Origin of the sequence: Pleomorphomonas oryzae DSM 16300 (assembly GCF_000422965.1) — a bacterium.
GTDB classification, from domain to species: Bacteria; Pseudomonadota; Alphaproteobacteria; order Rhizobiales; family Pleomorphomonadaceae; genus Pleomorphomonas; species Pleomorphomonas oryzae.
In genome coordinates, this window is sequence record NZ_AUHB01000002.1 from 432,236 (window position 1) to 446,764 (window position 14,529).

General features: G+C 65.3%; 10 protein-coding genes. 6 read left to right on the top strand and 4 right to left on the bottom strand.

The features are described from left to right. Nucleotides 1-33 precede the first annotated feature (33 nt). Nucleotides 34-1,725 carry a PTS fructose transporter subunit IIC gene (locus tag G522_RS0104880; RefSeq protein WP_026790071.1) on the top strand — a complete coding sequence of 564 codons (1,692 nt, stop codon included), beginning with the start codon at nucleotides 34-36 and terminating at the stop codon, nucleotides 1,723-1,725. A gap of 71 nt (nucleotides 1,726-1,796) precedes the next feature. Here G522_RS0104880 and G522_RS0104885 read toward each other — a convergent pair whose 3' ends face one another. Further along, nucleotides 1,797-3,461 carry a lysine--tRNA ligase gene (locus tag G522_RS0104885; RefSeq protein ID WP_026790072.1) on the bottom strand — a complete coding sequence of 555 codons (1,665 nt, stop codon included), beginning with the start codon at nucleotides 3,459-3,461 and terminating at the stop codon, nucleotides 1,797-1,799. Between the two features lie 208 nt (nucleotides 3,462-3,669). Here G522_RS0104885 and G522_RS0104890 point away from each other — a divergent pair, with 208 nt between their 5' ends. The 4 genes from G522_RS0104890 to pdeM all read left to right on the top strand — a co-directional run bounded on the left by G522_RS0104890 (nucleotide 3,670) and on the right by pdeM (nucleotide 8,350). After that, nucleotides 3,670-4,083 carry a tellurite resistance TerB family protein gene (locus tag G522_RS0104890; protein WP_026790073.1) on the top strand — a complete coding sequence of 138 codons (414 nt, stop codon included), beginning with the start codon at nucleotides 3,670-3,672 and terminating at the stop codon, nucleotides 4,081-4,083. An 85-nt stretch (nucleotides 4,084-4,168) separates the two neighbouring features. Beyond that, nucleotides 4,169-5,077: a class I SAM-dependent DNA methyltransferase gene (locus G522_RS0104895; protein ID WP_051228326.1), complete on the top strand. Its 909-nt coding sequence runs from the start codon at nucleotides 4,169-4,171 to the stop codon at nucleotides 5,075-5,077. A gap of 37 nt (nucleotides 5,078-5,114) precedes the next feature. After that, a complete protein-coding gene (locus G522_RS0104900; RefSeq protein ID WP_051228350.1) occupies nucleotides 5,115-7,631 on the top strand; it encodes a ligase-associated DNA damage response DEXH box helicase in 2,517 nt (838 codons plus the stop codon). 5 nt (nucleotides 7,632-7,636) lie between these two features. Further along, nucleotides 7,637-8,350, top strand: coding sequence for a ligase-associated DNA damage response endonuclease PdeM (gene pdeM, locus G522_RS0104905; protein WP_425414046.1), 714 nt, complete (start codon nucleotides 7,637-7,639; stop codon nucleotides 8,348-8,350). A gap of 5 nt (nucleotides 8,351-8,355) precedes the next feature. Here pdeM and G522_RS0104910 read toward each other — a convergent pair whose 3' ends face one another. From G522_RS0104910 to G522_RS0104920, 3 genes are all read right to left on the bottom strand, one after another. After that, nucleotides 8,356-9,120 (bottom strand): TIGR02186 family protein, encoded by a 765-nt coding sequence (locus tag G522_RS0104910; RefSeq protein WP_026790077.1) that lies wholly within the window; start codon nucleotides 9,118-9,120, stop codon nucleotides 8,356-8,358. A gap of 1 nt (nucleotide 9,121) precedes the next feature. Beyond that, nucleotides 9,122-10,045: a sulfite exporter TauE/SafE family protein gene (locus tag G522_RS0104915; RefSeq protein ID WP_026790078.1), complete on the bottom strand. Its 924-nt coding sequence runs from the start codon at nucleotides 10,043-10,045 to the stop codon at nucleotides 9,122-9,124. Nucleotides 10,046-10,216: 171 nt separating this feature from the next. Then, nucleotides 10,217-13,720: a peptidoglycan-binding protein gene (locus tag G522_RS0104920; RefSeq protein WP_156886821.1), complete on the bottom strand. Its 3,504-nt coding sequence runs from the start codon at nucleotides 13,718-13,720 to the stop codon at nucleotides 10,217-10,219. Between the two features lie 341 nt (nucleotides 13,721-14,061). On the opposite strand from G522_RS0104920, the gene G522_RS0104930 reads away from it, so the two are divergent. After that, nucleotides 14,062-14,505, top strand: coding sequence for a MerR family transcriptional regulator (locus G522_RS0104930; RefSeq protein WP_245586597.1), 444 nt, complete (start codon nucleotides 14,062-14,064; stop codon nucleotides 14,503-14,505). The last annotated feature ends 24 nt before the right edge of the window (nucleotides 14,506-14,529 follow it).

The window sequence follows — 14,529 nt, forward strand, 5'->3', positions numbered from 1 at the left end:
GGCAGCGAGAAGGCTCTTCATTGGAGGATGAGAATGGCAAAGTTAGCAGTCGTGATCGGCGTCAAGGAGACGGGGAGCAAGCCCCTGATCGCCGCCGAAGCCCTTAAGAAGGCGGCAGGTGCCGCCGGTACGTCCCTCAGCATCGAGACGCAGACGCCGAATGGCGTGACCACGCCGCTCGACGCGGCGACCATTGCCGCCGCCGACCTGGTGCTGATCGTCGGCGATGTCGCTGATGTCGCCCGCTTTGCCGGCAAAACCGTGCGCAAGCTGATGCTCGACGCCGCTCTGGCCGATCCGGCCGGTGCCGTTGCCGCCTCGGCGGTCAAGCTGATCGTCGGCATCACCTCCTGCCCGACCGGCATCGCCCATACGTTCATGGCGGCCGAAGGCGTGGAGCAGGGCGCCAAGGCGCTCGGCTATGCCGTCAAGGTCGAGACGCAAGGCTCGGTCGGCGCGCAGAACACCCTGACGGCAGAAGAAATCGCCGCCGCCGAACTGGTGATCATCGCTGCCGACACCAACGTCGACATGTCGCGCTTTGCCGGCAAGCGCGTCTATTCCACCGGCACCAAGGGCGCGATCGCCAACGGCAAGGCGCTGGTCGAGAAGGCCATCGTCGACGCGATGGTACAGGGTGCGCCGGCCGCTGGCGGCAAGCGCGACCTCGCCGCCGAAGTGGCCGCCGAGAAGGCCGCCCGCGCGGCACAGCGCTCCGGTCCCTACAAGCATATGATGACCGGTGTCTCCTACATGCTGCCGTTCGTCGTTGCCGGTGGTCTCTTGATCGCGCTCGGCTTTGCGCTGGGCGGCATCTACGTCTACGACGACGCGCATGCCGGCACGCTCGGCCAGGCGCTGTTCACCATCGGCAAGCAGGCCTTCTCGCTGATGGTGCCGTTTCTGGCCGGCTTCATCGCCTATTCGATCGCCGACCGGCCGGGCATTGCGCCGGGTGCCATCGGTGGCGTGATCGCCGGCACCATCGGCGCCGGCTTCTTGGGCGGCATCGTCGCCGGCTTCCTGGCCGGTTACGTGGTGCTCTACCTCAACCGGTACATCAAGCTCGGCCGAAACCTCGATGGCTTGAAGCCGGTGCTGATCCTGCCGCTGCTCGGCACGACCATCGTTGGCCTGCTGATGGTCTACGTGCTCGGCCAGCCGGTCGCGGCGGCGCTGACCTGGCTCACCGATTTCCTCAAGGGCATGCAGGGCGCCAATGCCATCGTGCTCGGCGCGATCATCGGCATGATGATGGCCTTCGACATGGGCGGCCCGGTCAACAAGGCGGCCTATACCTTCGCCACCGGCCTGATCGCCAGCCAGCTCTACGAGCCGATGGCCGCCGCCATGGTGGCCGGCATGACGCCGCCGCTTGGTCTGGCGCTCGCCACCAAGCTGTTCGCCGACCGCTTCTCGGACGACGAGCATGAGGCGGGCAATGCCGCTGCGGTGCTGGGAATCTCCTTCATCACCGAAGGCGCCATTCCCTTCGCCGCCAAGGACCCCATCCGCGTCATCCCATCGCTGATGGCCGGCTCGGCCGTAGCCGGCATGATCTCGATGGCCGTTGGTGCCCAGCTGCGCGTGCCGCATGGCGGCATCTTCGTGTTGCCGATCCCCAACGCGGTCACCAATCTCGGTGGCTACATCATCGCCATGATCGCCGGCACCATCGTCACCGCCTTGCTGCTACGGGCGCTGAAGCCGAAGGCCGACGTCTGATGGTCTCGCATCCCACCTGATACTAAAAGGCCGGCGCATGCGCCGGCCTTCGATCTTTATGGTTCTGACCGTCAGCTCTGGCCGAGCTTGCCCGCGAGCGCTGCGTCGATCATCGCTACGGTCTCTTTCAGGCCATAGAGTTCGACGAAGGAGCCGAAGCGTGGGCCCTTCTCCTGGCCGAGCAACACCTGATAGAGCGTCGCGAACCATTCGAGGCTGACGCCCGGCCCGCCGTCGGGGCTCTTTTTCGACGGGTCCTGGAAGCGCGGAAACGACCGGCCGACCGCCAGCACGGTATCCTGGATCGCCTCGCCGCTCGTGGTGACCGGCAGCGCGTCGAGCGCATCGCGCAGCTTGACGAGCGCCTGACGCTCCTCGTCGTCCGGCATGCGGAAGGTGACGAAGGGCTTCACCCGGTCCCGATAATAGGCCAGCGCATAGCCGCAGAGCTCGTCGAGCTTCGGATGCGTGTCCGGCGTCACGCCCGGCGTATGCCGGCCGATATAGGCCCAGAGCGCGCTCTTGTCGTGGGCGTGGCTGGCCGAGACGAGGTTGAGCAGCATCGAGAAGCTGACCGGCACCGGCGTGACCGGCACATCGCCCGAGTGAATGTGCCACACCGGATTGGCGAGCTGCTGGTCGACGTCCATCGTCGGGTATTTCTCGAGATAGGCGAAATACTCGTCGGCGGCACGCGGGATCACGTCGAAGAACAGCCGCTTGGCCGTCTTCGGCTTCTGGAACATGTAGAGGGCGAGACTGTCCGGCGAGGCATAGGTCAGCCACTCGTCGATGGTGAGGCCGTTGCCCTTGGACTTGGAGATCTTCTCGCCGTTCTCGTCGAGGAACAGTTCGTAGTTGAAACCGTCCGGCGGGGTACCACCCAGCACCTTGCAGATCTTCGACGACGTCTTGACGTTGTCGATGTGATCCTTGCCGCTCATTTCGTAGTCGACGCCGAGCGCCGCCCAGCGCAGTGCCCAGTCCGGCTTCCACTGGCACTTGGCATGACCGCCGGTCACCGGCGTCTCGAAGCGCTCGCCGGTGGCTGGGTCGGTCCAGACGATGGTGCCCTTCTCGACGTTGCGTTCCTCGACCGGCACCTGCATGACGACTTCCGTCTTCGGGTGCACCGGCAGGAAGGGCGAGTAGGTCTTCCGTCGCTCTTCGCGCAGCGTCGGCAGCATGATCTCCATCACCGCATCGTACTTGGCGAGCATGCGCAGCAGCATGTCGTCGAAGGTGCCCTTCTTGTACTCCTCGGTTGCCGACATGAACTCGTAGTCGAAGCCGAAGGTATCAAGGAACTGCCGGAGCTTGGCGTTGTTGTTGTGACCGAAGCTCGAATGTTCGTTGCTGAACGGGTTCGGTACGTTGGTCAGCGCCTTGCCGAGGTTGGCCCGCAAGAGATCCGGGTTCGGCACGTTGTCGGGCACCTTGCGCATGCCGTCCATGTCGTCCGAGAAACAGACAAGACGCGTCGGTACGCTGTCGCCGGTGAGCACGCGGAAGGCGTGGCGCACCATGGTGGTACGCGCCACTTCCCCGAAGGTGCCGATATGCGGCAAACCAGACGGACCGTAGCCGGTCTCGAAGATCACCGGCTTGGCGGTGTCTTTCCGTTTCTCGATCCGCGCCACGATCTTCTTGGCTTCTTCGAACGGCCAGGCCTTGGAGCGGCCGGCCGCGGCGAGAAGCGCGGGATCGGAGAGCAGGGTGGAAGAAACGGTTGCCATCGGTTGCCTCTATTCGAGAAAAACCCGGAGTTTCCGGGCGGGCGGACAGTAGGGACGAGGCCTTGAAAGGTCAAGGACGCGAGGCGGGTCAATGTCGATTCGGTTGGCGCTGGCGGGCAGTGGAACGCTGACCTCACCGAGAGGATGCTTGCGATTTTATGCGCGGCGTCCCAAATAGGGTTCCGTTTGCCTTTTGCCCGAGGATCCCATGCAGAAGCCGTTGTCCGCCCAGGAAGCGTTGATCTGGGTCATGGTCACCACCGCCATCGCCGATCGTAACATGACCGAGCGCGAGCTCAACCAATTCGAGCGGCTGATCAGTTTCTTGCCGGTGTTCCAGGGCTTCGAGGGCTCGGTCGGCGAGATCGCCGACGCCTGTTCGGAAAACCTGAAGTCGGTGAATGGCATCGACCACATCCTCGATCGGGTGGCCATGTCCCTGCCCGAGCGTCTCTATGAAACGGCCTATGCGCTGGCCGTGGAAGTCGCTGCCTCCGACGTCGAGGTCGAACAGGAGGAACTGGTGTTCCTGCAAATGCTGGAAGACCGCTTCTCCCTCAACAAGCTGGCCGTCGCCGCCATCGAGCACTCGGCCCGTGTCCGCTATCGCAAAGTCGGGTAGGTCGGGACTTCGCGGCTGAATCCATCTTGACGGCGAGGCGCTTTGGCGGGATGACCCGGCGCCTATTTCGTCGAGTGCCACCACCTTGCACGCTGCCTCCTCCGGGGACCTCCTCGCCGACCGCCGCTATGAATATGCCCGCGCCTATTTCGAGGCCGGCGATCATGCGGCAGCCACCGATCTTTATCTGCAAGCGCTGGAGCTGGTGCCCGGTTGGCTGCCGGCTCTGGTTGGAGCGGCCGACGCCCTGGCTGCCGCCGGCCGTCGGGCAGAGGCCGAGCCGCTGCTCAGGCAGGCGGCGGCACGCGATACAGACGGCCTGTTCGGCACGTCGCTGAAGCTCGCCGCCCTCGGCCTTGCCGAAGTTCCAGTCGCCCCGCCAGAGGCTTATGTGCGCGGTCTCTTCGATGACTATGCCGACCGCTTCGAGACGGCGCTGGTCAATGATCTCGGCTACCGCGCCCCTTGGCTGATTGCCGATCTCATTGACAGGGTTCGCCCTAGGGTTCGCTTTGCCCGTGGCGCCGACCTCGGCTGCGGCACCGGGTTGATGGCGGAAGTGCTCAAAGGTCGTGTCGAGCATTTCGCCGGCTGTGATCTTTCACCGGAAATGGTCACCCGTGCCGATGTCGGGGAGCGCTATCAGGCGCTGGCCGTTGCCGATGCGGCCAGCTTTCTCTCTATGGCCGAGGGCAACTATCACCTCATCACGGCCGCTGATGTGCTGGTTTACGTCGGTGGGCTCGACGCGCTGTTTCGGGCGGTGGCGGCCCGCCTTGCGCCGGATGGTCTCTTTGCCTTCACGGTTGAGGAAGCTGATGACGGCGACCTCGTGCTGCGCGACAGCCTGCGCTACGCCCACAGCGAAGCCTATATCCGCCGCGGTCTCTCCGAGGTTGGTCTTGTCATTACCGAACTCGCGCGCGACACATTGCGGTTCGATCGCGGCGCGCCGATCCGAGGGCTAATCGCCGTGGCAGAGCGCGCGCCCTGACGGCGCCTGCGCAAATGTTCTTCACTTGTTCGCGGAAATCGGGCTTACTCGGCCGGTGACCGAGACGAATCTTTTGCCCCCCAAGTTCGAGGCCTGGTTCGCGTCGCGTGGCTGGAGCCCGCGTCCCCATCAGCTCGCTCTGCTCGAACACGGTCTTGCCGGCCGTTCCGTACTGCTGATCGCTCCGACGGGCGCCGGCAAGACGCTGGCCGGCTTCCTGCCGTCGCTGGTCGATCTCGCAGCGCGGCCAAAATGGCGGCCGGGCACCCGGCGGCGCGGTGTCCACACGCTTTATATTTCGCCGCTCAAGGCGCTGGCCGTCGATATCGAGCGCAACCTCGAGACGCCGGTCCAAGGCATCGGCCTGGATGTCGCCATCGAGACGCGTACCGGCGACACCTCCGCTTCCAGGCGTCAGCGTCAGAAGTTGATCCCGCCCGACATCCTGCTCACTACACCCGAGCAATTGGCGCTGCTGCTGGCGGCCAAGGACGCCGAGACCTTCTTCGAGGATCTGAAGACGGTGATCCTTGACGAGTTGCACGCCCTGGTCACCAGCAAGCGTGGTGATCTCCTGGCGCTCGGCCTTTCCCGTCTTCGCGCCATCGCGCCGGCCATTCGCACGGTCGGCCTGTCGGCCACCGTCGCCGAACCTGACCAGCTACGCGCCTGGCTGGTACCGCAGGCGCCAGATGAGACGCCAGCTCTCTCCGAGATCGTCACGGTCACCGGTGGGGCGCGGCCGGACATCCGGATTTTCGACGCCGACGAGACAATCCCCTGGGCCGGCCATTCGGCTCGCTACGCCTATCAGGGGCTTCTGGAGGAGATCGACCGGCGCCGCATGACGCTGATCTTCGTCAATACCCGCAGCCAGGCGGAAATGATCTTCTCCGAGCTGTGGCGGCTCAACGAGGACAACCTGCCGATCGCCCTCCATCATGGCTCGCTCGACGTCGGCCAGCGGCGCAAGGTGGAGGCGGCGATGGCCGATGGCCGTCTTCGAGCGGTGGTCGCGACCTCGACGCTCGACCTCGGCATCGACTGGGGCGACATCGACCTTGTCATCCACGTCGGTGCGCCCAAGGGCGCCAGCCGGCTCGCTCAGCGTGTCGGCCGCGCCAACCACCGCATGGACGAGCCATCGACGGCACTCTTGGTGCCGGCCAACCGTTTCGAGGTGCTGGAATGCCAGGCGGCGCTCGACGCTAACTATATCGGCGCCCAGGACACCCCGCCGATCCGCGACGGCGCGCTCGACGTGTTGGCCCAACACGTCCTCGGCCGGGCGGTGGCCGGCCCGTTTCGTGCTGATGAATTCTACGCTGAGGTCGTCTCCACCTATTCCTACCGCCATCTCGATCGGGAGCGGTTCGACCGGGTGATCGATCTGGTCGCCACCGGCGGCTACGCGCTGCGCGCTTATGAGCGCTACGCCAAGATCAAGCTGACCGCCGATGGCACGTGGCGACTCACCCATCCGCGTTTTGCGCAGGCCTATCGGCTCAACGTCGGCACCATTATCGAGAGCCCGATGCTGAAGGTGCGGCTCGGTGGCAAGGCGCGGGGACGCGGACCGGTGATGGGCGGCCGGCTGCTCGGCGAGGTGGAGGAGTATTTCTGCGAGCAGATGAAGGTCGGCGACACCTTTTTGTTTGCCGGCGAAGTTTTGCGTTTCGAGGGCATGCGGGAGACGGAGGTCATCGTCTCGCGAGCTCGGTCGAGCGATCCGCGCATCCCCGTTTACGCGGGCGGCAAGTTCCCGCTCTCCACGTTCCTGGCCGCCGGCGTCCGCCAGATGCTGTCCGATCCGTCCTCTTGGGGGAAACTGCCGGCGCCGGTGCGCGACTGGCTGGTCTTGCAGCGGGATCACTCGCTTCTGCCCCAGCCGGACGAGCTTCTGGTCGAGACCTTTCCCCATCGGGGGCGCTTTTTCCTCGTGCTCTATCCCTTCGAGGGGCGGCTTGCCCACCAGACACTCGGCATGCTGCTCACCCGCCGGCTGGAGCGCTTCGGCCTGAAGCCGCTTGGCTTTATCGCCACCGATTATGTGATCGGCGTCTGGTGTGCCGCCGACGTCGGCAGTGCTTTCACGCTTGGCGAGCCGACCCTGTCCCGTCTCCTGGAACCGGACATGCTGGGTGACGATCTTGAAGCCTGGATGGCCGAGAGCTATCTCCTCAAACGCATGTTCAAGGCCTGCGCGATGATCGCCGGGCTGGTCGAGAAGAATGCGATCGGTGCCCAGAAGACCGGGCGGCAGGTGACGGTCTCCACCGATCTGATTTACGACGTGCTGCGCGAGCACCAGCCCGACCATATTCTGCTCGAAGCTGCCTGGGCAGACGCCTCCTCGGGGCTTCTGGACCTCCGCCGCCTCTCGGATATGCTGTCACGAATCAGCGGCCGCATCGTGCACAAGCGGCTCGACCGCATCTCGCCGCTTGCCGTGCCGATCATGCTGGAGATCGGCGGCGAGCGCGTGGCGGGCGAAGCCGACGAGGATGTGCTGCGGCAGGCGGCAGACGAAATCATTCGGGAGGCCATGGCGTGACGGCGCTGAGGGCGGGACAGGGAGACGACGACGTGCTGACTGCGGGCGGTCTCGTGAATCTTAATGGTGCCGCCGTGCGCTTCGATGCTTCGGGTGTGCTTCACTGGCCGGAGGAGCGGCTGCTGGTGGTCGCCGATCTGCATCTCGAAAAAGGCTCCTCGCACGGCTCGCGCGGCCGTTTCGTGCCGCCCTATGACACGCGGGCCACGCTGCGGGCGCTGACCGAGGCGATCGGCCGCCTTCGGCCGGAGCGGGTCATTGCCCTCGGAGATAGTTTTCATGATGGCGGCGCCGAAGGGCGTCTCGCCCCGGCCGACCTTGAGAGTCTCACGGCGTTGGTCGGCTCGGTCGATTGGACCTGGGTGGCCGGCAATCATGATCCGTTGCCGCCGTCCGGCCTTGGCGGCACGCCGGTTGCCGAAATTGCCTTGGGACCGCTGGTCTTCCGCCACGAACCACGCGTTGGACGATCGGTCGGCGAGGTGGCGGGCCATCTGCATCCGGCAGCCAAGGTGGGGCGGTCTCGCACGGTGCGTCGGCGCGCCTTCGTCTGCGACGGCAGCCGCTGCCTGCTGCCGGCCTTCGGCGCCTACACCGGCGGGCTCAACGTCATGGATGTCGCCTTCAAGGGGCTGTTCGAACGGTCGCGGCTGATTGCCTGGATGCTGTCGGACGGACGGGTCTATCCGGTGCGATCAGCGGAATTCTTGCCGGACTGAGCCTTTTAGTCTCTGCGGAACGCCACGCCGGCTAGCCAGCCGGTGAAACAGGCGACGACCACCGTGGCGAGGCCATAAAGAGCCGGCTGCTGATGGGCGAGATTGGTGATCGCTTGCTCGAACCCGCCCTTCAGGATGGAAAAGTCCTGCGTCGTCTTGGCGAGCAGCACGCCGCCGGAGAACAGATAGACGTTGGCGGTGTACCAGCCGATCGGCACATTGGATGGCAGGGCAATCGGCGCACGGAACAGCTGCGGCGACAGGAACTCGACGCTGCCTTCGTTGAGGCTGAACAGGCCTTCCGTCTGCATCAGGCGGAAGAAGGCGCCGTCGAACTCGGTGCGAACGGGTGGCAGGGCGTCGGGCAAGCCGCGCGTTGGCAGCATGTCGAAGCCGAGGCCTTGCCGAGCACGCACCCGATTGCCGGCAACGTCGGCCATCGGTGCCGTGGTGGCGATGGCAAGGAAAGACGGCACGCGTGGCAGTTCGCTTGACGTGCGGTTGATCCATATGCCGGCCACCCGCTCCTTGCGGCGGGCGACCATGGAACGCAGCGGACCGGTCAGCGTCACGACGATCTCATAGGGAGCGCCGCGGGCGACCGTCTGCTGATCGCGCTCGACGGTGCCGAAGATGACGACGCCGGAACCGGTGAAGTTGGATTCGATGGAGACGCGCTCGGTCGATAGCGCTGTTGTCAGCGTCTCGGCGCTCGAGGGCCAAGGCGCAAGGATGAGGGGCACAACGAGAAGGAGTGACCGAATGATCATCTCATCCCCCTCCCATTCTGCTGATCGAATAGAACTCTTCGGGTGTCGCCACGAGATCGACGGCAAACCTGAGGCCGACCGCCAAGACGAGAAGTCCTAAGAGAAGACGCAGTGTTTCGCCGCGTAGCGACTGGCCGACGCGTGCCCCGAACTGCGCGCCGATCACGCCGCCGACCATCAGGGCGAGACCCAAGATCACGTCCACCGTCTGGTTGGTGGCCGACTGCATGAAGGTGGTGAAGGCCATGGTGCCCAGCGTCTGCAGCAGTGTCGTGCCGATGACGATGGTCGTCGGCACCCTCAGAAGATAGATGAGCGCCGGCACCATGATGAAGCCGCCGCCGATACCGAGCAGTGCGCCAAGAAAGCCGATGGACGCGCCGAGCGCGATGATCGGCAGCGCCGAGATGTAGAGGCGGGAGCGGTGGAAACGAACCCGGAGCGGCAAGCCGGCGATCCAGCTGTGCTGGCCAGGGCGGCGCACCGGCAGCGGCGTGCCGCGTTGCTTGGCGATGATCGCCCTGACGGCCTCCACCGACATCAGCATGCCGATGGTGCCGAGAAAGGCGACGTAGCAGAGGGCAATGACCACATCGAGCTGGCCGATGCCGCGCAGTGCTCCGTAGACCCAGACGCCGATCGCCGAGCCGATGATGCCGGACAGCGTAAGATAGAGACCGAGCTTCAGGTCCACCGTCTTCTTGCGCAGATAGGCCAGGACACCCGAGGCCGAGTTGGCAACGATCTGCGAGGATACCGAGGCGACGGCGACGGCCGGTGAGATGCCGGAGAAGATCAGAAGCGGCGTCAACAGGAACCCGCCGCCCACGCCGAACATGCCGGACAGAAAGCCGACGGCGGCGCCCATCCCGAGCAGCAGGAAGACGTTCATCGGCATTTCGGCGATCGGCAGGTAGAGATCCAAGACCTGTCATCCGTTCAAAGGCGTCCGGTGTCGAGTATTAGCTTGCAACCTCTTGCGAAAGTGCAACGGAACAGCCTTTTGTCATGGCTTTCCGGCAAAAAAGCGCATCGACACGGCAAAAAGAAAGCCCCCGGCGCGGCGGCACCGGGGGCAAGGACTGTCTAGGACCAATCAGAGGACCGACATACCCAGTGCCTCGACCAGCGCCTTGTCGACCTCGCCGGTGGCTGGCAGGCCCTTGGAGGTCTGGAAGGCGGCGATGGCATCGCGTGTCTTGCGGCCCATCTTGCCGTCGGGCTGACCGGCATCGAAGCCAAGGCTGGTGAGAATGGCCTGCGTGCGGGCGATCGTTTTGGTGGTATCGACCGAAGCCGTATGTTCGGGTGCGGCCGCCCAGCTCGGATCGGCCGGCGGCACGTCCTCCGCCTTCGGGTCGAGCGGCTTGGCCACCCAGGTTTCGACGGCGAGACGGGCACGAGCGAGGTCCTCCTTGGACAGCACCTGGGCAATGTCGTCCCGCTTCTTGGCGCTGTCGGTGTCGCCGGCGGTCGCAGCCAGGGCGAACCACTTGTAGGAGGTGGCGAGGTCACGCGGCACACCCAGGCCCCGGGCATAGAGGATGCCGAGGTTGAACTGGCTGTCGCGCACGCCGTGTTCGGCCGCTTCCTGGAACCACTTGGCAGCCATCGCATAATCTGGCGCGCCAAGGCCACCTTCGGCATTGATCACCGCGAGATTGTGCATGGCCTTGGCGTTGCCGAGGGCGGCGGCCTTGGCGTACCAGACGACGGCGGTCTTGGCGTCGCGCGCCGTGCCGGTGCCCTTTTCATAGAGGCTGCCGAGCCGATATTGGGCCGGAGCAAGGCCAGCCTCGGCAGCGCGCCGGTACCAATCGATGGCGGCGGCGAAGTCCTGCGGCACGCCGCGCCCGTCAGCGAAGCGGGAGGCCACTTCGAAGGCAGCCAGCGGATTTCCACCAGCCGCCGCGTCACGTAGCGCCTTGGGGCCGATGGCATCCGGGAGGGCTGGTGCGGCAGCGTTGGCGCTGGGAGCAGCAGTTGCTTCCGCCGTGCTGTCAAGAGAGACCGGTGGCGCCGACGTCACGGCCGGTACCGGCGCGAAGCTGTTGGTTGGCAAGGCGGGCGGCGTCTTCGAGAAGCCATCGCTCGGCATTGCCGATTGTGGAGCGGCCGGAATTTCGGAGCTTGCCGGAGGAGTGGGCGAGGGCGTTGCCTCGCTCATCGGTGCCGGTACCGCAGGCGCTTGGAGGACCGGCGCCTGTACGGCCGGGGCGGTCGGTGCGGTAGCCGTGGGCATTTCAGAAGCTGGCGCGACAGGTGTCGTGGGCTCGGACGAAGAGACGGCGTTCGCCGGCGCCTCGTTGGATGCCGACAGGCGATGAAGCGTATCGTTGGCGATCTTCACAAGGCCAAGCGCGATCAGCACGACGGCCGCGACCATCGCCGCCTTGCGCAAGTTGAAGCTGACTTTGGGCAAAGCGAAGCGGGCTTTGCCGGCCTTGGATGCCTCTTCCTTGCCGGCTTCGCCGGGTATGCCGCTACCGGCTGCCTGAGCAGCCCGTCGGGCGGCGGCAATGAAGTCGGCCTTGGTGGGCGCGCGCGCTGCGTCAGGCGTTGCCGACCGTTCGGCCGCAGGTGTCGACTTGGGCAGGCGCGGCTTGCCGGAGCCGGGTTCAAGCGGTTTGTTGACGTCGAAGCCGGGCGGCAGTGCCGGTTCGTCGGCCTTCGCCTGCTCGGGCTTGCCGAGCGGTGGCTCGACGCGCGGTGTTGGCGCCGATTTGCGGCCGAAAATGCGCGGCAGCTCCTCTTCCTCCTCGGCTTCGACAATGGGAGGCATCTGCCGGACAAGAGCTTGCTCGATCTCCTCCCAGTTATCCTTCTTGAGGTGAGGGGCTTTGGGCTCGCTGGCCTCAGCAGGCGGCTTGTCACCGCTGACTTCGCGGAGAGCCAGGCGTTCCACCGTTTGGCCAATGGCCAGCAGCAGGCCGCGATCCCGTTCGGCATCGGCCCGCAGATCTTCGCCAAGCCGGTTGATGCCGGCTTCGACGCTGGCGAGACGGGCAGGCGCATCGTCGCCGTGGCGCCCTGCGACGGCGGCGACGCGGTCGGCAATGGCTTCGACCGACAGCGAGCTCGACATGGTGGCGTCAAGCCGTTCCAGCGCGTCGGCCAGCGCTGCGATTTCGTTCGGCCGGGTTTCCAGGCGGGTGGCAATATCAGCGATCCGGCTTTCCAGCCGGTCGAAGGCGGCGGTGCCGATCGATGGCGCGTCCAGCCGATCAAGACGCTCGACCAGCGTCCGCACGTCGGCGGCAAGGCCGGCGTCGGGGCGCCCAGCGGCTGCGAGCACGTCTTCGCGAAGGCGCTCGACGGCGTTTTCCAGGGCGGCGACGTCCTTGCCGGTGGCAAAATCGATATCGGCGACCGATCGCGTCAGGACGGCGATGCGATCCTCGATTTCCGAGATGCGGCCACCCGCCGAAGGTTCGGCAAGCTTGGCTTCGATGCGCGACAGGGCTGCGGCAAGATCGGCGGGCAGACCACCGGCCACTGGCCGGAGCTGCGCTTCCAGCGATCGGCCGAGCTCGGCAAACCGCTCATCGAGCGCTCGGATCGCCGCAGCATCGAGCGTCAGGTCGGGGCGCTCAAGGGAGAGGCGCAGGCCATCAATTTCCTCGGCAAGGCGCGGCAATCCATCGGTCGAGCGAGCGATGCGCTCAATGGACGCGGACTGCCGCTCCAGCTCATGGGCGAAACGCGGCAGCTGTTCTGAGCGCTGTGCAACCTGGGACAGGGTGGCGTTCTGCCGCTCGAGACCTTCCTGCCAGCGTGTAAAATCGCCCATGTCGCGCTCGATGGCGCGGATGCTGCCGGCGACGTCGTCAAGCCGACGCTCGATGGCGGCGATGACCTCGCGCTTGTCGAGTTGGGCGACGGCGGCGGCGAGATCGGACAGGCTACGGCCGAAATCGCCGAGCACGCGCTGGTCGCCGAGCCCCTGGTCGAGCCGTTCGGCAAGCCGATCGAGGCGCGTTGTAATGACGCCGACCTGATCGCCCGATGGCAGCGTGGCAATCAGCCGTCGAATTTCGACGAGACGCGGCACGAGATCGCCGACGATGCGCGGATTATCGACCGACGTACGGATGTCATCGAGCCGCGCCACCAGCGTATCGAAGGCGCTCTCCAGCGACCGTCCGGAGCTTGCTTCAACCAGCCGCTCGACTTCCGCCTTGAGATCGGCCACCTCGGTGGCAAGGCCTTCGCCATGCGCCGACGACATCCGTCGCCGGTCGATACCCATTTCCTGACTGAGGGCCCGAACACGCGCGCCGAGTTCGGAGACGTCGGCTTCGCCATTGCGGCGGGGGCGGGCGAGGTCAAGTGCGTCACGCTTGCGGGTGATCTGGTCGATAGCCCGCTGCAGATCGTCCGGTTCGGGCGTGCGCAGTCGGGCCGGCCGCTGTTCTTCGGTCGGCGACAGCGTCCGGATGCGCTCGCCGAGCCGATCGAGAGACGTAAGGATGCGATCGACAGGGTCGACACCCGGCCGGTCTTTCTCCGATCCATAGCTGCCAAAACCGGCTGGCTCCCGGTCGTATTGGCTCGCTCCGCCCATTCCGCCGCCCAAACGAGACGTAGCCCGCGACGCCATGATCGTTCTCCCCGTTTGCGACGCCGTCCTCGCGGCAAAGGCCGCCGAGACGGATCACCGCCAGGATGCATTGATTAGGCAATTTGCAAAAACAGGGTAAACAGCCGGTTAATCGGAGGGCTGGTATTCGTAGCTTTTTAAGCGCTCTGAACAGAACCTTACCGAAGCGCACCGAAAAACAACGATTCTGGACGTCTGCTGCCTATCCCTTGACGTAAAGGGAAGCTTATGCGCAGTTTGCCTGCTGCCGGCCGGCGAGCCGTTCCGGTGGCCTTGCATGGAGGGTATCGCGGGTGATCGAAAGCGACGAGCCGGCCACCGAGGCGCAAATCGGGGCCGTTATTGCCGACAAGCTCGAAGACGATGACGGGCTGCATCCTCGCGGGTCGCTGTTTTCCATCGGCGATCTCGCCCGCGAGTTCGACGTCACGTTGCGCACCCTGCGCTTCTACGAGGACAAGGGGTTGATCAACCCGCGCCGGGAAGGGTTGAACCGCCTCTATTCCCGCCGCGATCGAGCCCGTCTCAAGCTGGTGCTGATGGGAAAGCGGGTCGGCTTCTCGCTGACCGAGATCAAGGGCATGCTCGATCTCTACGATCTTCGCGATGGTCAAGTGACCCAGCTCAAGGTGGCGCTCGACCGTTTCAACGACCGGATCGCCATCCTGGAGAAGCAAAAGAAAGAGATCGAACAGGCGCTGATGGAACTGCGCCGGACGACGGCGGTGGTCAGCGGTCTATTGAAGGAAAAGGAAGAGAAGGAAGCCGGTACCCGCCGGCCGTAGGCAGCGTCTGTCAAAATAAACAAC